General features: G+C 52.1%; 17 protein-coding genes. 8 read left to right on the top strand and 9 right to left on the bottom strand.

The genetic code is table 11. The features are described from left to right. Window positions 1-4 precede the first annotated feature (4 nt). From KF749_14655 to KF749_14645, 3 genes are read right to left on the bottom strand one after another with little or no spacing between them, the layout of a single operon-like run. Window positions 5-982 carry a Ppx/GppA family phosphatase gene (locus tag KF749_14655; GenBank protein MBX2992389.1) on the bottom strand — a complete coding sequence of 326 codons (978 nt, stop codon included), beginning with the start codon at window positions 980-982 and terminating at the stop codon, window positions 5-7. After that, window positions 940-1809 carry a 50S ribosomal protein L11 methyltransferase gene (prmA, locus tag KF749_14650; GenBank protein ID MBX2992388.1) on the bottom strand — a complete coding sequence of 290 codons (870 nt, stop codon included), beginning with the start codon at window positions 1807-1809 and terminating at the stop codon, window positions 940-942. Before prmA ends, KF749_14655 begins: the two co-directional genes overlap by 43 nt. A 6-nt stretch (window positions 1810-1815) precedes the next feature. Continuing rightward, the gene (locus KF749_14645; GenBank protein ID MBX2992387.1) at window positions 1816-2673 is read right to left on the bottom strand and encodes a M28 family peptidase; all 858 of its coding nucleotides are present in this window, start codon (window positions 2671-2673) and stop codon (window positions 1816-1818) included. A 319-nt stretch (window positions 2674-2992) separates the two neighbouring features. On the opposite strand from KF749_14645, the gene KF749_14640 reads away from it, so the two are divergent. Continuing rightward, window positions 2993-3907 (top strand): DUF4097 family beta strand repeat protein, encoded by a 915-nt coding sequence (locus KF749_14640; GenBank protein MBX2992386.1) that lies wholly within the window; start codon window positions 2993-2995, stop codon window positions 3905-3907. Between the two features lie 60 nt (window positions 3908-3967). Here KF749_14640 and dacB read toward each other — a convergent pair whose 3' ends face one another. Then, window positions 3968-5530 (bottom strand): D-alanyl-D-alanine carboxypeptidase/D-alanyl-D-alanine-endopeptidase, encoded by a 1563-nt coding sequence (gene dacB / locus KF749_14635; GenBank protein MBX2992385.1) that lies wholly within the window; start codon window positions 5528-5530, stop codon window positions 3968-3970. Window positions 5531-5655: 125 nt separating this feature from the next. On the opposite strand from dacB, the gene secA reads away from it, so the two are divergent. The 5 genes from secA (at window position 5656) to era (ending at window position 10618) form a co-directional block, all read left to right on the top strand. After that, window positions 5656-8718, top strand: a complete 3063-nt coding sequence (gene secA, locus KF749_14630) for a preprotein translocase subunit SecA (GenBank protein MBX2992384.1) — start codon at window positions 5656-5658, stop codon at window positions 8716-8718. Between the two features lie 15 nt (window positions 8719-8733). After that, window positions 8734-8967 carry a DUF433 domain-containing protein gene (locus KF749_14625; protein MBX2992383.1) on the top strand — a complete coding sequence of 78 codons (234 nt, stop codon included), beginning with the start codon at window positions 8734-8736 and terminating at the stop codon, window positions 8965-8967. Beyond that, window positions 8951-9274, top strand: a complete 324-nt coding sequence (locus KF749_14620; protein MBX2992382.1) for a DUF5615 family PIN-like protein — start codon at window positions 8951-8953, stop codon at window positions 9272-9274. Before KF749_14625 ends, KF749_14620 begins: the two co-directional genes overlap by 17 nt. 12 nt (window positions 9275-9286) lie before the next feature. Further along, complete coding sequence (locus tag KF749_14615) at window positions 9287-9625, top strand: P-II family nitrogen regulator (GenBank protein MBX2992381.1); 339 nt, start codon at window positions 9287-9289, stop codon at window positions 9623-9625. A gap of 69 nt (window positions 9626-9694) precedes the next feature. Then, entirely contained in the window at window positions 9695-10618 is a 924-nt protein-coding gene (era, locus tag KF749_14610; GenBank protein ID MBX2992380.1) for a GTPase Era, read from the top strand. Between the two features lie 2 nt (window positions 10619-10620). Here era and KF749_14605 read toward each other — a convergent pair whose 3' ends face one another. The 5 genes from KF749_14605 to KF749_14585 all read right to left on the bottom strand — a co-directional run bounded on the left by KF749_14605 (window position 10621) and on the right by KF749_14585 (window position 14910). Continuing rightward, the gene (locus KF749_14605) at window positions 10621-10779 is read right to left on the bottom strand and encodes a hypothetical protein (protein MBX2992379.1); all 159 of its coding nucleotides are present in this window, start codon (window positions 10777-10779) and stop codon (window positions 10621-10623) included. 72 nt (window positions 10780-10851) lie between these two features. After that, window positions 10852-11307 carry a nucleoside deaminase gene (locus tag KF749_14600; GenBank protein ID MBX2992378.1) on the bottom strand — a complete coding sequence of 152 codons (456 nt, stop codon included), beginning with the start codon at window positions 11305-11307 and terminating at the stop codon, window positions 10852-10854. 5 nt (window positions 11308-11312) lie between these two features. Further along, window positions 11313-12077 carry a TSUP family transporter gene (locus KF749_14595; GenBank protein MBX2992377.1) on the bottom strand — a complete coding sequence of 255 codons (765 nt, stop codon included), beginning with the start codon at window positions 12075-12077 and terminating at the stop codon, window positions 11313-11315. A gap of 257 nt (window positions 12078-12334) precedes the next feature. After that, window positions 12335-13315, bottom strand: a complete 981-nt coding sequence (locus KF749_14590; protein MBX2992376.1) for an SGNH/GDSL hydrolase family protein — start codon at window positions 13313-13315, stop codon at window positions 12335-12337. Window positions 13316-13557: 242 nt separating this feature from the next. Beyond that, window positions 13558-14910, bottom strand: a complete 1353-nt coding sequence (locus tag KF749_14585) for an aspartate aminotransferase family protein (protein MBX2992375.1) — start codon at window positions 14908-14910, stop codon at window positions 13558-13560. 32 nt (window positions 14911-14942) lie between these two features. Between KF749_14585 and KF749_14580 the strand changes: the two genes are divergently transcribed. Next, complete coding sequence (locus KF749_14580) at window positions 14943-15959, top strand: EamA family transporter (protein ID MBX2992374.1); 1017 nt, start codon at window positions 14943-14945, stop codon at window positions 15957-15959. A gap of 94 nt (window positions 15960-16053) precedes the next feature. Beyond that, the coding region (locus tag KF749_14575; GenBank protein MBX2992373.1) for a hypothetical protein at window positions 16054-16272 on the top strand (219 nt) is incomplete at its 3' end.

Here is a 16272-nt window from a genome sequence, read left to right as displayed (position 1 = left end):
GACATTAGGATTTCGAATTTCTTTCGAATTCTCTCAACACCAATCCGTACCTCACGCCCCGTTCACTCACAATCATCTCCTTGAACTTGAAATGCGCCATAATCTCGCGAAGAATCAAAACGCCTGCAACAATTACATCGTGACGGCCTTCAAGGAACGTAGACTGCGTGCGGATTTCGTCCATAGGCATTGCCCGTAACGCCCTGAAGAGAAGGTACACAGTGTCAAGGTCGAGATTGTAGTTCGTGACTGCATCGATGGAGAACTCTTTGAGTCCTTGCGCAAGAATTGCGAGCGAGGTAGCCGTTCCCGCTACTCCCACCAGTGTCGAATCCTTGAAATCGAACCGACCTGCTTTAGCAATCTCGTCTTCAACAAGGGTAATCGAAGCCTCCAACTCGGGATGAGTTGGCGGATCGTGCTTCAAGAAGCGTTCGGTCAACCGGACACTGCCGACATCGAGGCTGATCGAATCGATGATGTCTTTGTCGTTGCCGACGGTGATTTCGGTGCTTCCGCCGCCGATATCGACGACGGTTGCTTTAGTAATTCCCGGTATGCCGCTGACTGCACCGCGGTACGTCCAGTACGCCTCGTCATCGCCGCTCAGGACTTCAAGGTCCAATCCGGTGTTTGAGTGTACGAGTTCTGCAAATTCTTCCCTGTTCGCCGCGTCACGGACGGCACTCGTTCCGCACGCAACAATCTTCTCAATATCAAATGAGGAGATAATGGATTTGTATTCTTGCAAGACTCCAATTACGCGTTGCATCGATTCCGGCTGCAGATTCTTCGAGCCGTCAACTCCTTTGCCGAGGCGCGGGATGCGCTGTTCGTAAGCGAGCCGGTGAATGCTTCCCTCACTATCCACCTCTGCGACAAGAAGAAGAACAGTGTTGGTGCCTATGTCAATCGTTGCGATGCGCATATGATGTGAGATTACGGATTGGGGATTACGGATGTCAGCATCAAGGCGATCCATTCATTCTCAGAAATCATTCTTGTAATCAGAAATCCGTGATCTGTAATCGCTTTCCGCATGGGTTCCTCATCAATGTTGAGCAAGCCGGAAAGGATGATCGTCCCGCCCGAAGCTAGTCTCAATTTCATCTCAGGCAGAAGAGGCTCGATGACATTTCGCTGGATGTTGGCAACGATCATATCAAATCTGCCTGCTGGAACAGTTGAAAGTTCACCCAAGATTATCTCTGTCGTGTTCTCCACATGATTAAGTTGAAGATTCTCGATTGCATTGTCGTACGACCATTCGTCGTTATCAACTCCGACAGCGGAAGATGCTCCGAGCTTAATTCCTGCAATTGCGAGAACGCCCGTTCCCGTTCCGACATCCAACAATTTGATCCCTGGCTTTACGTATCGTTCCATCAGCTTCAAAACAAGTCGGGTCGTTTCATGATAGCCGGTGCCGAATGACATTTTCGGATCAATGATGAGAACAAGCTCGCCGGGCTTTGCCGCATAGTCGTGCCACGATGGCGTGATGACGATTCGTTCCGTGACGTGAATGGGCTGAATGGTTTCTTCCCATTCTTCATTCCAGTTCTTTCCTTCGATTTCCCGTACCGAGATTTTCGGAAGAACGGAATTGCCCGAGCGATGAATGGTTCTGGCGACGCGTTCCACTTCCTCCAACATTCCATCACTCCATCGTTCCTTGCTTATGTAGCACCGGAGGATCGATCCTTCCTCCCAAAATCCTTCAAAGCCAATCTGTGAGAGAATACCGATAAGATGTTCGCGGAACTGCTCGTCCGCAACGAGTTCGAGTTCAGTGTACACGTTGGTCATGGGGAATCAGGGGAGTTGAGTGTACACCACGTGTGTAACAACGGTGCCGACGACTTCAAGACTTTCGGGGCTGCAATTCTCCGGCACATCTTTATGTGTGTGCCAGTAGCGGTTGGACGGATCGGGATAGTTGAAGTCGATGATGTTGATGGTTTTGATTCCGACCATGTTGAGTTGGATATGGTCGTCGTTGACTTCATCGCCGGGCTCGTCCACAAACTGCGTGTAGCCCAGTTCCTTTGCTTTCGCCCAGACGAGACTCAGAATATCGGGAGCATATCTGAGTGAATTGATCTCCTTCGGAATGTCCAAGTATTTGTCGCCCACCATATCAAGCAAGATTCCGAAGCGGGGATTGTAGTCAGCGGGTTTTGTGTTGGCGAAATAACGCGAGCCGAGAAAATACTTCGAGAGATCGCCCTCGTATCCGTAATCTTCTCCATCAAACAGAACAATATCAATCCCGATTTCCGGCGGCTGGCTCTTCAGAAGCGAGGCAATTTCGAGAAGAACTGCAACCCCGCTTGCGCCGTCGTTGGCGCCGAGGATGGGCTCGTTTCTTCGGCTCCTGTCTTCATCATGCTCGGCTCGGGGACGCGTATCCCAATGTGCCGCAAGCAGAATGCGGCTCGTCGCCTGCGGATTGAACCGCCCGATGACGTTTGCAAGCGAAAGCGCTTCGTTGTATCCCTGCGTCTTGAAGCGCTGAACTTCCACTTCGTCGGCGAGTTGCCGCATGGTTTGCTCGAGCCAGATGAGACACGCCGCGTGTCCCGGCGAGTTCGGGTTGCGCGGCCCGAATTGCGTTTGTTTCACGAGGTACTCGAACGCACGAGTGCCGCTGAATTCAGGGATGGAAATCATATGCTTTTCCGCGGGAGGTGGTGGCTGTGGCGATTCGGGTTTCGGTGAGTCCGTTCCGCAACCGATGAGACCGAGACACAAGAGAAAGAGGAATCTGCGTTTCAAAGAGGGGTTCATCCCTGCTGTTCAAGAAAAAAGGTCAAATAATATCAAATAGTACCGAAATAGCAGGGGAAAAGCAAAGACCGGGATGTGTAGAGCAATTCTCCAGAATCGCTTTGTCTGCAGTCGAATCCTGTTTTCGGTGCAACCTTTTTCCAAAAAGTGCCGTCTAACAAGGTGAAATTGTCTTACCAATTCAGATCTTCCGGGAGGAATCATGAGCAGAACAATCCGCATCATTTTAGCTATGGTCGTCACGTTCATCGTCAGTTTTGTGTACGCCAGCGGGGCGGAGAAGACATTCGACAAGAAATTCACGGCAACGCCCGGCGGCACATTCTTCATCAAAACCGATTTCGGGTCGGTGGAGATTACGGGAACCGATGCGAAGGAAGTTTCCGTGTACGCAACGTTGCGCGGTCGCCAGCGTGATGTTGACGAGTTTGAGATTACAGCATCACAAACATCCGGTGGCGTTGAGGTTCGGGGGAAAAGCCCCCGTTCAGGCCGGTGGTTTAATTGGGGAAGCAACGATTTGGAAGTCCGCTACACGATCAAAGTTCCGCGAGAATACAATCTCAGAATGGAAACTTCCGGCGGCAACATCACGGTAAACAGCGTCAAGGGGAAACTGAACGGCGGCACATCGGGCGGGGATATTGCGCTGGCCGATATTTCCGGCTCGATTGATCTGGAAACGTCGGGCGGGAATATCCGTGCGGAGAAAGTTGACGGCACGCTCCGCATGGAAACATCCGGCGGTGATATCAGAATCTCCGAAGTGAAGGGCGATGTGAATGTGCATACAAGCGGCGGCAACGTTACACTCAACACGATCGACGGGAAAGTCCGGGCGGAGACATCCGGCGGCAATATCACGGTGAGAGTGAAGGAATCGAACCAGGGAGTGTTTGCCGAAACCTCCGGCGGCAACATCGACATTATGATGCCCAAGAACATCAGTGCAACAATTGACGCCTCGACAAGCGGCGGCGATGTCACTTGCGACTTCCCGATCACCATGTCCGGCAAGATGTCCGACAGCCGCATTCGCGGAACCGTGAACGGCGGCGGCAACCCGATTCATGCCCGAACCTCCGGCGGCGATATCCGGATCTTAGGAATGCAGTAGATTGGTGGTTTTACCAAGACGTGCCAGCCCGGTTCTGTGTGGAGCCGGGCTTTACTTTGTTCAGTATGCGGTACGGCTCAATCTGCTTAGAAAAACTCCAATCTCATCCTGCACACGTCTGTACATCCGCGACTCGGCGGGGTAGTTCATCATCATCATCGAAAAAGCGAGTGGCTCGCCGTCGGCGGTGAGGAGGTAGCCGGAGAGAGCAGAAACGGCGGTGAGCGTTCCGGTTTTTGAGCGCATGTTGCCGGCGGCGGCGGTTCGCCTCATGCGACTGCGTGTTGATCCGTCAATTCCCGCAATCGAAAGTGAGTTGGCAAGGCGCTCGAAGTAAGGAGAGTCGTACATCCTCTCCAACAGCCGGACTACAGCGGCGGGCGATGCGAGATTCATCCTCGACAATCCCGACCCATCCGCTATCTTGATCGAGTTGGTGTCGATATCAAGATTGTCGAGGAATTCCTTCACAACTGCCGCTCCATTTGCGGCGGAGCCGGGCGTTCCTTTCACTTCCGCCCCCAATATTTTCAGCAACACTTCGGCGGAGAGATTGTCGCTTTGCTTGTTGATGTATGCGATAAGCGTGTCAAGAGGGCGGGAGATGCGGGCGATTTCGATTGCCTGCGGGCTTACCGTATCAATCACAACCCCGGAAATTGTGGTACCGAGATTTCTCAGTCGTTCGGCGAAGATATGCGCAACGTAACGTTCAGGCTCAAGCACGCTTAACTCTGTGCTTTGTTCGCGTGAACCGGACAGCATCTCGCCTTCAACAACAAGTACGTTACGCCGCTCCCGCATTGCTCGCGTCAGCCGTAGCGGCGTTGAAAGAGTCTCGCGGGCCGTGATCCCTCTATTCTCAATCGTCACAAAATCCGTTGGCGGCTCCGTCCGCACAAGAAGTGGGGCGCCGGCTGCTGCGCCGGGCGAGGCTATCAGCTTGATGCTGTTGCCGTTGAGTATCAAAGGACTGATGAACGGCTGGTACGGCTCAGGCTCGTCATCCCAATTCCAGCCATATCCCCAATATAGTGTGTCGAAGTACGAACGGTCGCCAACGACTTTCCAGGAACTTTTTGACGGGAGGGAGAATGCCGTAAGCCGTGCAAGCGAATCCAAATCCTTCATCGAAAACAGTGGATCGCCAAATCCTTTGATGAAAATCGTACTAACGGAAGGATCGAGGCTGACGACAGTCGAGAACAAGAAATCGTCATCGAGAACTGCAAGAGCAGCAGCGGAAGTAAACAGTTTCTGATTTGATGCGGGATTGAACAACGAGTTGGCGTTGAGTTCGTACAACGTTTCGCGTGTTTTCAACGACGAAATTTTCAACCCGATATGAGCGGGAGGAAAGAGTGAATCGGGAATCAGCGAGTCGACTCGTGCTTTGATCGTCTGATATGCCGATCCGCTCAGAGCAGTCAACTTGCTCGGCTTGACAAACACGGGTTCGACAGGGACGACTTCCGGTTCAGGTTGCGCAGTCACTGTTTCTTCAGCCGGCGGCGGCGGAATGCGCTGCAGTGTTTTTGCGGCGCATCCTGCGATAACAAGCGCGCAGAATGCCGCGGCTGTGAGCGTTCCGCATTCTCTCACAAACAAACGAAAGCAAGTCATGAAGTGTGTCGGTGTGTTCAGGTGACTGTTTTTGCTGTCTCGGCGGTTCTGTACTCGCCTTGTTTGACATTGAAAATCTGTCTATATTTAGTCGAATTTTTCAACATTAACAACTGTGGTGTGTGATGCTTGGTGTTCTGAAGAAGCTTTTTGGAGGGAAGCACGAACGCGATGTGAAGGCGCTTGAGCCGCTTGTCGGACAGATTAACGTCTTCTACGAAGAGTATCAACAGTTCTCCGACGATCAGTTGAGGGCAAAGACGGGGGAATTTCGTGCGCGCATTCACGAAGCCATCAAGGATGTCGAAGCGGAAATCGAAGCCGCAAAGCAACAGCTTATCGGGCTTGAAGGTGCCGAGCGGGAAGCCGTTGCCACAAAGCTTGATGAACTTGAAAAAGAACGGGACGAAATCACGAGGGACACTCTCGATGAGATGCTGCCGGAGGCATTTGCCGCGGTGAAAGATGCGTGCCGGCGTCTTGTCGGACAGAAGTTCGACATCATGGGCAACACGATTGTGTGGGACATGATCCCGTTTGATGTACAGTTGATCGGCGGGGCTGTGCTGCATCAGGGCAAGATTGCCGAAATGGCGACTGGCGAAGGGAAGACACTCGTTGCAACCATGCCGGTGTATCTCAATGCCCTGCCGGGGCGCGGGGTACATATCGTTACGGTGAACGATTACCTTGCCAAGCGCGACAGTCTGTGGATGGGAAAAGTGTACGAGTTCCTCGGCCTCACTGTCGGCTGCATCCAGAACACGATGGATTCCTTCCAACGACGGAAAGAATACGGCTGCGACATCACATACGGTACGAACAACGAATTCGGCTTCGACTATCTCCGTGACAACATGGTGGTGGATAAAGTCGATCTCGTTCATCGCGAATACTACTACGCTATTGTTGACGAGGTTGACTCTGTTTTGATTGACGAAGCACGAACGCCGCTGATCATCAGCGGTCCGACGTCGCAGGAAGATCACAAGTTCGATGAAATGAAGCCGAGGGTCGAGCGGCTGGTGAATGCGCAACACAGTTATGTGTCCAAAATCGTTGGGGAAGCAGAAAAACTGCTGGAAGCGGGAAAAGAGGATGAAGCCGGCGTGTTGCTCCTTCGCTCAAACCGCGGCTTGCCGAAGCATCCGCGTTTGATGAAAGTCTTAACTGAACCTGCGCACAAGAGGCTCGTTCAAACCACCGAAGTGGAATACTTGCGCGATCAATCCGCACGCATGCACGAGATTGACGACGAGTTATACTATGCAATCGACGAGAAAAACCATCAAATCACTCTTACCGACAAAGGGCGTGAACTTCTTGCCCCGATGGTGACCGACAAGGACTTTTTTGTCCTGCCTGACTTGGGGACGGAGTTCAGCATTCTGGAAAACGACGACTCGCTAACTCCAGAGCAGCGACAGCAAAAGAAAGATGAGTTGAACCGTTTGTATGCCGAACGCAGCGACAGGATTCACACCGTGACACAACTCTTGCGGGCGTATTCGCTGTACGCGAGAGATGATGAATATGTCGTAACCGATGACGGCAAAGTACAGATCGTCGATGAGTTTACAGGCCGTCTATTGCCCGGCCGGCGTTACTCGGACGGACTGCATCAGGCGATTGAAGCAAAAGAGGGCGTGAAAGTTGAGCGCGATATGCAGACGCTGGCAACAATCACGCTGCAGAATTATTTCCGCCTCTACAAGAAATTGGCGGGCATGACGGGTACGGCCGAGACGGAGGCAGGAGAGTTTTTCGATATCTACAAACTCGACGTTGTCGTCGTCCCGACCAACAAGCCGATGGTCCGCGAGGACATGAACGATCTTGTTTACAAGACGAAGCGCGAAAAATACAACGCCGTTCTTGAAAATATCGAAGAAATGCGCTCGAAACAGCGTCCCGTTCTTGTGGGTACCACAAGCGTCGAAGTCTCCGAAACTATCAGCCGCATGTTGAAGCGGAAAGGTGTGCCGCACAACGTGTTGAACGCGAAGCAGCATCAGCGCGAAGCGGAAATTGTGTCGCATGCCGGAAACCCCGGGGCGATTACGATTGCCACCAACATGGCAGGCCGCGGAACGGATATCAAACTCGGGCCCGGTGTCCGTGAAGCAGGCGGGTTACACATTGTCGGCACCGAGCGGCACGAAGCGCGCCGCATTGACAGGCAGTTGCGCGGCCGCGCGGGACGTCAGGGCGATCCCGGCTCGTCGTTGTTCTTTCTTTCTCTTGAAGATGATCTCATGCGCCTCTTCGGCAGCGAACGCATTGCACGGATTATGCAGCGCATGGGATTGGAAGAAGGTGAAGTGATCACCCATCCCCTCATCACAAAATCCGTCGAGCGGGCCCAGAAGAAGGTGGAAGAAAACAACTTCGGTATCCGCAAGCGGTTGTTAGAATACGACAACGTGATGAACCAGCAGCGTGAAGTGGTGTACACCCGCCGCCGCCGGGCATTGGTGAGCGACCGGATCAAAGACGATATTCTCGATCTGCTGGATGAGCAGGCGCAGAAGCTTGTTGACGCGTACTATGAGGAGGGAGAGATCGAAGGCCTTGTCAATGATTTGCGCTCGCAGCTTCTCGTTGACTTCTCGATCACGCCCCAACGTTTTCAGGACATCGGGAAGGACGGCGTCAAGAACGAAATCATCAACGCCGCACGCGAGTTCTACAAGCGCAAAGAGGAAAAGCTCGGCATCGAGATGATGACGCAGATCGAGAAGATGGTCGTCCTCCGTGTCATCGACGAGAAATGGAAGGATCATCTGCGGGAGATGGATGACCTGAAAGAGGGAATTCACTTGCGTGCCTACGGCCAGAAAGACCCGATCGTGGAGTACAAGACGGAGGCCTTCCGCATGTTTATGGCATTCCTCGATCAAGTCAACACCGAAATCGTAACGACGGCATTCAAGCTCTTCCCTGTCGAGCAACAGCAGTTGCCGTTGCGCGGGCCCCGGCGGCCGCAGCAGATGCGCACGAGCCACGAATCATCAACCGGAATGGGCTTTCAGGGAAATCGGGAACCCGTTCCCGGCGGTTCAGCGCAGGCGCCGCCCGAAGCAAAAGCCGGGAAGCCTCAACCGATTCATGTCGGCGATAAAATCGGGCGCAACGATCCCTGCCCGTGCGGCAGCGGGAAGAAGTATAAGCAGTGTCATGGTAAGTGAATGAGTGGAGGATGTATGTCCACAAAAGGCGTAATTACAATCGATCCGGAAGTAATGGGAGGGACGCCGGTGTTTACCGGCACGAGAGTTCAGATTGAGACGTTCTTTGACTATTTAGTTGAAGGAGAGTCGATGGACGATTTTCTCAGGAACTTTCCCACCGTTTCTCGCGAACAAGCGATGGAGGTTCTTCACATGGCAGAGTCTCTCGTGTTGAAAAAGCGAACCGTGAATGAAGTTGCTTCTTGATGAGAATGTGCCGAATGATCTTCGGAAGGACTTTCCGGCGAAGCACGAAGTGTATACGGTGGACTATATGAATTGGAAGGGAATCAAGAACGGAGCACTTCTGACCGTGATGAAACAGGAGGGGTTTGAAGCGTTAGTCACAGTTGACAAGGGCATGAGCTTTCAACAAAGCATCAAGGACTCTCCTGTTGTTGTGATTGTTCTGCGCGCCCGCAGCAATACCCACAAGTTTTTGAAACTGCTGCTGCCCAAAGTACTTGATGTGCTTGAAAAAGAGCCCAGATCTGGATTGTTCGTTATCCAATAACCCGAGTTCACAATGAGAAAAATCGAAGCCATCATCCGGCCATTCAGGATTGACGATGTGCGTGAAGCACTTGCCGAAATCGGCGTGAAGGGCATGACGTTGACGGAAGTGAAGGGCTACGGTCGGCAAAAAGGACACACCGAGTTGTACCGCGGCTCGGAGTACCAAATCGATTTTCTCCCAAAAATCAAGATCGAGGTGATTGTGGCAGACGGCATGGCGGACAAGGTGGTCGATACTATCATGAACGCCGCCCGCACCGGTCAAGTGGGGGACGGCAAGATCTTTGTCTATCCTGTGGATGATGTCATTCGTGTGAGAACGGGGGAATCGGGAGAGGATGCGCTTTAACGGCAATAGTCATTGGCTATTAGTTATTTGCCCCGTTAAGCCGACGGGGTTTTTGTTTTCAGGAATCGTATGAGTGAAGAACGGAACATCTTAGCCGATTTCCGCTGCGGTTACATTGCCATCGTCGGCGAGCCGAATGTGGGCAAGTCCACGCTGATGAATGTGCTGCTACAGCAGAAGATCTCCATCGTGACGCCGAAGGCGCAGACCACGCGGCACAAAATCCTCGGCATCCTGTCGACGCAGGAGTTTCAGGCGATTTTTCTCGACACGCCCGGCATCATCAAACCGAAGTATCTTCTGCAGGAAGTGATGATGGAATTCGCCTCTTCGGCAATCCAAGATGCGGATGTGTTGTTGTTCATGATCGATGCGACAAAGCCCGGAACGGACGGCTCGCTTGCTCACACGGAAGCCTTTGCGAAGGTCAAAGGACTCAACAAGCCGGTGTTTCTTGTTATCAACAAAGTCGATGCAGTGGATAAAGGCGGCGTTCTTCCGGTGATTGATTTCTACAGCAAGGCATTTCCGTTCAAGGAGATCTTCCCGATTTCCGCTCTGAAAGGAGACGGGACAAGCGAACTGCTTGCTGCGGTATCAGCCCTTCTTCCCGTTCATCCTCCATTCTATCCTCTTGATATTGTCAGCGAACATACGGAACGGTTTTTCGTGAGCGAGATTATCAGGGAGAAGATTTTTCTCTGCACGAAAGAAGAGATTCCCTATTCGACCACGGTTGAGATTATTGAATTCAAGGAACGTGAAGCCGGCAAAACGTTTATCAGTGCCGAGGTTTACGTGGAACGTGATTCACAGAAGGGCATCCTCATCGGCAAGAAGGGGATGATGCTGAGGGAAATCGGGGCGAAATCCCGAAAGTCAATAGAGGAATTCCTGCAGCACCCTGTGTTCCTCGAGCTGCACGTGAAGGTGCAGAAGGAGTGGCGCGAGAATGCTTCGGCGCTGGCGAGACTGGGGTACAAATCGTCGTGAATCTACTTCACAAAAAGTAAGTAGTATACCACATACAACCACGAAAAAAATCCGTGCACAATCGCCCAGAGCACGGATTTGTTCAGCGACCACGAGATGCAAATCGAAAGCGCCGTTCCGAAACTGACGCCGTTGCGGATGATTTCTTTTCTGAATTCCATGTTGTCTCCTATGATAAAGATATACCACGAAGTTCACGAAGTCTGCACGAAGGTACACGAAGTGGATATGAGTTACTCTTGTCCGATGTCTTCGTTCCAAACTTCCGGGTGTTGTTTGATGTATGTTGCAAGCATGTCGATGCACTCTTGAGAATGTAGATCGACAACTTCGATACCATTCTCGCGCAGCCAATCAATCCCTCCCGCAAAATTCACCGACTCTCCGACAACGACTTTGCCGATGTTGAATTGTCGTATCAATCCCGAACAATACCAGCACGGGGCAAGCGTCGTGACCATGATTTTGTCGCGGTAGGTTCGCTGTCTGCCGGCTTTGCGAAACGCATCCGTCTCGCCGTGAACGGACGGGTCCCCTTCCTGTATTCGCCGGTTGTGCCCTTTGCCGAGTAGATTGCCATTGCCGTCGAACAGCGCAGCGCCTATCGGTATGCCGCCTTCCCGAAGGCCAAGACGAGCTTCATCAATCGCGACGGCGAGAAGTTGCGCGTAGTCAAGATTCTGTGGCATATGGACTATCCGGCAAGAAAGTTATCATAGAAGAGCTTTACAATCATCACGACAACAACCGTGATAAAGATCGGACGTACGAACTTGGCTCCTTTCCTGATCACCAATCCCGAACCGAGTCGTGCGCCGAGAATTTGTCCCGCTGCCATCGCAAGTCCGGATGTAAACCACACATGCCCGCCAATGGCAAACACAACGAGCGAAACGACATTGCTGGTGAAGTTCATCAGCTTCGTGTACCCGGTTGCCCTCGCGAGATTGAATCCGAGCAGAACAACGAACGAAATCGCCCAGAACGAACCGACTCCCGGCCCGAAGAATCCGTCATAAAATCCGAAGCCGAGTCCCGTAAGAACAAATGCGAGATTCGGCTGCATCCTTGGACTCTGATCCACATCTCCCAACTTCGGCGTGAAGAATGTGTAGATCAGAATTGCCGCCAGCATAAAGGGAATGATCTTTCCCAACACCGCCGCATCGATTTGTTGTACAGCCCACGCGCCGAGCGCCGCGCCAACCAACGTGCTGATGATGCCGCTGCGCGCCGTGTGCAAATCAATGTTCTTCTTGCGGAGATGATACGCTGTTGCCGTGAAGCTGCCGAAACTTGATTGGAATTTATTGGTGCCGAGGGCCACCTGCGGTGGAAGCCCAATCCCTAACAAAACCGGAAGCGTAATCAGTCCGCCACCGCCGGCGATGGAGTCAACGAGGCCTGCTGCAGCACCAGCAAGAAACAGAAGAAAGGTCACCCAAACGGAGTCAAGCATCTCATGGAGGTAGTTCTTATTAAGAATCAAGGTAAGAGGAGATGGGGCAAAAAACAAACGGGCGTCGGTGTTGCTCTTCAACTCCTTTTTATGTGTGTCAAGAACTATTGTCTTGTTGACGTTGTATTCCGGAACGCCAGGGGATTTCGCTCAGGTGTTGCGTTCGGCCATGCTTTTCGTAGGTGTGGAAGTGCGGCGTGAATGGGATGTACGTCTGTCGTGAAATCGGACTGCAGCGCGTTACGGGAAGGCCCTGCTTATTCACGCGAGGCGAAGTCGTAAGCCTTCAAGTATTCTGAAACCTGATAGGCAACATATTCATGTCCTTTGGCATTCCAATGTCCGTCTATCTCAAAATACAACTCCGGGTGGGTGTCCTTTGAAGGAATTCGCAGAATGGGTGTTTTATACTCCGCTACCACTGATGCCAACTCATCAAGTTGGTGTTCATTCAGGTCAGCGCTTACCAGAACTACCGGCCAGCCGTTGCGCTCGCAGAGGGCAACAATTTCGTGAATCAAGCGGTAGGTAAGTTGGTTCTTGCGCAGAACCTCGTCTTCGGTTGGCATTGCTTGCGGTTCAGCAGCGGTGAACGACATCACATCCCTGACGAGACAAACCAGGTACGAATACGCGAGTCCGGGAACTGCATCAATTACTTTCTGAATATGACGGAACGAACCCGGTGAACGGGGAGAGTTCTCCACAAGTGAATCGTTTTCGGTAAGATGGAATAGTGCTTCAGCAGTATTGTCGTGGAAGTCATTGTCGGAAAGCTGTAGCACGACAAACCGCGGGTTAAGTCGTTTGCCTTCGTTTCTCAGGAACTTGATCCAGCGTCCCGTACCGAGGTTGCCGATGCCGGCATTGACAACGGGAATCGTGCCGGCGGGATTGTGTTTGGCCAACGTGCTGCGAACGAGGTCGGGGAATTCTTCGCCATCGCTCACGCCGTAGCCTTCGGTGAAGGAATCTCCCAGAAACAAGATGCCGCCTTCGGGAAACGATGACGGCTCAGGCCCGCGAAAACCGAGAGAATTTGTGGTGAATTGCATGCGGAACTCCGGCGCGATGCGAACACACGAGAGATTCGCCTTCAATCGCTTCCCGTATTCCGCGTCGTATTCACTGAAGGTCGGCCCGACGTTGCGAACGGGAATGAACCAACGGACCATCAGCTCGCCAAGCATCAACGAGAAGACTACACTTGCAGCAAACAATCGTACCGTTCGAAACATCTACTCTCCAGCTACTATTGTGAAGTTGTCCGTCACGAACCTACGTGTGATTGTGTTTAGAAAGAACTTGAAAAACGAACATGGGAGGTTTCGATCCCCTCGGCTCCGTCGTCAGACTCCCTCCCACAAAATAAATCAGGCAGATGAGTTTTGCAAGCAGAATTCCAACAAAAAATGGCTGTGTAACTCATGATTGTACAACGATTTCATGCGGAAATGCAACTTCGTTCTGCAACTTCCTCTTACATGTGCCCGGCAGCAATTCGCAACATGGCAACAAGACTCATTTCAACATCTTCATCCGTTGTTGCCCAAGACGATACGCTTATACGCATAGCGGTTTTCCCTTGCCATACTGTTCCGCCGCACCAGCAGGTTCCATCCTGCTGAATCTGCTCAATAATCCGATTGGTTTTCGCAGGATCGCCAAACGAGACTAATACTTGATTGAGGACGACATCGTTCAGAATTTCGTAGCCTGCTTTTGAAAATCCGTCGGCAAATCTCCGTGCATGGCGGCAAGTTCGCTCGATCATTTCTGCTACTCCGGAACGCCCCAGAGAACGCAGCACCGCCCAAACCTCAACGCCGCGTGCACGACGCGACAATTCAGGCGTGTAGTCGGAGGGATTTCTATGCTCTGTTTCGGTTGGCAAGTATTCAGCAGTGATGGCCATTGCCGCACGGAGAGCCTCTTTGTCGCGAACGAAAGCAATGCCGCAGTCGTACGGCACGTTCAACCATTTGTGAGCATCGGTTGCCCACGAATCTGCTTTCTCGATTCCCGGAACAAGATGTGCCCGTGTGGGAGCCGCTGCTGCCCACAAACCGAATGCTCCGTCGATATGTACCCACGCCCCGGACTTCCTTGCACGTTCGCAAATCATATCCACCGGGTCGCACGCTCCGGTATTCACGTTGCCGACTTGCGCGCAGATGATTGCCGGGACTGACAAATCCGGCAAAGCCGCGGCAACCATTCGTCCCTGATCATCCACGGGGAGCTTGACGACTCTATTCCTTCCGAGTCCAAGCAAGCCCAACGATTTGATGAGGGTAGGATGTGCCTCGGCGCCGATTGCGACTGTGACAGGCGGGGCACCGAATAACCCGTCTGCTTCAATATTCCATCCTGCTTGCTTGAGGACAGAATGACGTGCCGCCGCGAGGCACGAAAAATTTGCAACAGTTGCCCCTGTGACAAAACCACATCCTGTTTCGGGCGGCAGCTTCAGGATATCCACAAGCCACCTGAGGGCAACTTGCTCCAGATAGGCAGTTGTGGGTGTGATGTTGAAGAGTCCCGTGTTCTGATCCCACGCGCCTGCAAGCCAGTTGGCAGCGAGAGAAACAGGCAGCGATCCGCCAATGACAAACCCAAAGAACCGGGGTCCGGCAATTCCCATTGTTGCCGGCGAACCGATCTCATCGAGTTGCTGCAGAACCTTCTCCGCTTCCGTAGGATTTTCAGGCAGCGGTTCATCGAACAGCTTCAGATTCGCAATAGCTTCCGCTGTCGGCCCGACATTTCGGGTTTGTATTGATTGGAGGTAATTGAGCGAACGTTTTGTCGCGACGTCAAAGAGGGAACTCATCTGGTTCTCCATACGATGCTGAAAACAAATGCGTGGCAAAATATATCCTTAATCTCAGACCCAATCAACAAATCCCTTTCCTCGGTCGCACATTCTTCGTAACTTGCTTTCACAATCTGATAACAATACGGCGTCATCTTCTGAACTCCGAAAGAATAAAAATCTATCTCGCCTTCGTCACTGCTTGCCTTGTGTGGGGATCGACGTGGCTTGCCATCAAGATCGGGCTAACCAGCATTCCCCCGTTTCTCGGTGCCGGTCTCCGCTTCTCGATTGCCTCCGTTCTCCTGTTTGCAATTGTACGAACCAGGAACATCGAAGTACCGATGACTGCCGACGCGAGGAAGGTTTATCTGGTTCTGATCTTTTTCGCATACACTCTTCCGTTTGCATTTGTGTACTGGGCTCAACAGCATATCGCAACAGGACTTGCGAGCATCTTGTTCGCGGCGTATCCGTTCTTTGTTGCCATCTTCTCCCAGATTATGCTGAAAAGCGAGAGTCTCAATTTGTTCAAAGTATCGGGAATAGTCCTCGGCTTCATCGGCATTGTGGTGATATTTGCCGGCGACATTCATGTATCTGAGCCCCGTTCGGTAATTGCGATGGGATTGATTCTGGCGAATTCACTTATGCAGGCTTACTGTCTCGTGCTGGTGAAGAAGCTGGGCCAGCCTTTAAACCCGTTTGCCGTGAACCTTGTCGGGATGTTCTGGAGCGGCGCGGCGCTAATCGGACTGAGTTTTGCAGTTGAATCGCATGCAAGTATTGTGTGGGACACAGCGGCAATTGGGTCAATCATCTATCTTTCCACAATCGGTTCCGTGCTTGTATTTGTCGCGTATTTCTGGCTGTTGAAGCGAGTCGAAGCTGTGTATTTGTCGTTGATCAGCTTCATTACGCCTGTTGTTGCAGTAATTCTTGGAGCCGTTGTGTTAGGAGAAGAACTGGAGACGAATGTGTTTATTGGCGCCGCATGCGTCCTTGCAGGATTGTTAGTCGCGAATGGCAAGGCTTTTTATCGGAGGATGAGTGATTCGGTTGGATAGCTTAATAAAAGGAAAGCCCGACAACACGAAGTCGCGAAAAGTTTTTCGTAAATGCAATTCTTGGCGGCTTTATGTCTTGGTGGCTTGCTTTTCGTTGTCAACGGTTGGTCAATCGCAGCAATTTGCATTTGAGAAAGAAGGACGATTCATCGCCCCTGAACAGCGCCTCACCCTTTCATCGGTTCGCGGGATTGATGCCTACGAAGGTCCGCAGCCGTTCGACATGCTTCACTACAGACTCGATATCACTCTTCCGATGACGTTCGATGCATTAGAGGGCACGGCGAGAATGATAATGAGATTGAAAGAGAAT

The sequence above is a fragment of the Bacteroidota bacterium genome, from assembly GCA_019637975.1.
Classification (GTDB): domain Bacteria; phylum Bacteroidota; class Ignavibacteria; order UBA10030; family UBA6906; genus CAADGV01.
The sequence above is the reverse complement of the archived record's forward strand: the minus strand, read 5'-3'. Positions and strand labels throughout refer to the sequence as shown.

What these genes read in the sequence shown, in the direction of transcription:
- KF749_14585 (MBX2992375.1), bottom strand. Translation starts at nt 14,910, where the DNA reads ATGAGTTCCCTCTTTGACGTCGCGACAAAACGTTCGCTCAATTACCTC.
- secA (MBX2992384.1), top strand. Translation starts at nt 5,656, where the DNA reads ATGCTTGGTGTTCTGAAGAAGCTTTTTGGAGGGAAGCACGAACGCGAT.
- era (MBX2992380.1), top strand. Translation starts at nt 9,695, where the DNA reads ATGAGTGAAGAACGGAACATCTTAGCCGATTTCCGCTGCGGTTACATT.
- KF749_14645 (MBX2992387.1), bottom strand. Translation starts at nt 2,673, where the DNA reads ATGATTTCCATCCCTGAATTCAGCGGCACTCGTGCGTTCGAGTACCTC.
- KF749_14590 (MBX2992376.1), bottom strand. Translation starts at nt 13,315, where the DNA reads ATGTTTCGAACGGTACGATTGTTTGCTGCAAGTGTAGTCTTCTCGTTG.
- KF749_14625 (MBX2992383.1), top strand. Translation starts at nt 8,734, where the DNA reads ATGTCCACAAAAGGCGTAATTACAATCGATCCGGAAGTAATGGGAGGG.
- KF749_14655 (MBX2992389.1), bottom strand. Translation starts at nt 982, where the DNA reads ATGGATCGCCTTGATGCTGACATCCGTAATCCCCAATCCGTAATCTCA.
- KF749_14620 (MBX2992382.1), top strand. Translation starts at nt 8,951, where the DNA reads ATGAAGTTGCTTCTTGATGAGAATGTGCCGAATGATCTTCGGAAGGAC.
- KF749_14595 (MBX2992377.1), bottom strand. Translation starts at nt 12,077, where the DNA reads ATGCTTGACTCCGTTTGGGTGACCTTTCTTCTGTTTCTTGCTGGTGCT.
- dacB (MBX2992385.1), bottom strand. Translation starts at nt 5,530, where the DNA reads ATGACTTGCTTTCGTTTGTTTGTGAGAGAATGCGGAACGCTCACAGCC.
- KF749_14600 (MBX2992378.1), bottom strand. Translation starts at nt 11,307, where the DNA reads ATGCCACAGAATCTTGACTACGCGCAACTTCTCGCCGTCGCGATTGAT.
- KF749_14615 (MBX2992381.1), top strand. Translation starts at nt 9,287, where the DNA reads ATGAGAAAAATCGAAGCCATCATCCGGCCATTCAGGATTGACGATGTG.
- prmA (MBX2992388.1), bottom strand. Translation starts at nt 1,809, where the DNA reads ATGACCAACGTGTACACTGAACTCGAACTCGTTGCGGACGAGCAGTTC.
- KF749_14605 (MBX2992379.1), bottom strand. Translation starts at nt 10,779, where the DNA reads ATGGAATTCAGAAAAGAAATCATCCGCAACGGCGTCAGTTTCGGAACG.
- KF749_14640 (MBX2992386.1), top strand. Translation starts at nt 2,993, where the DNA reads ATGAGCAGAACAATCCGCATCATTTTAGCTATGGTCGTCACGTTCATC.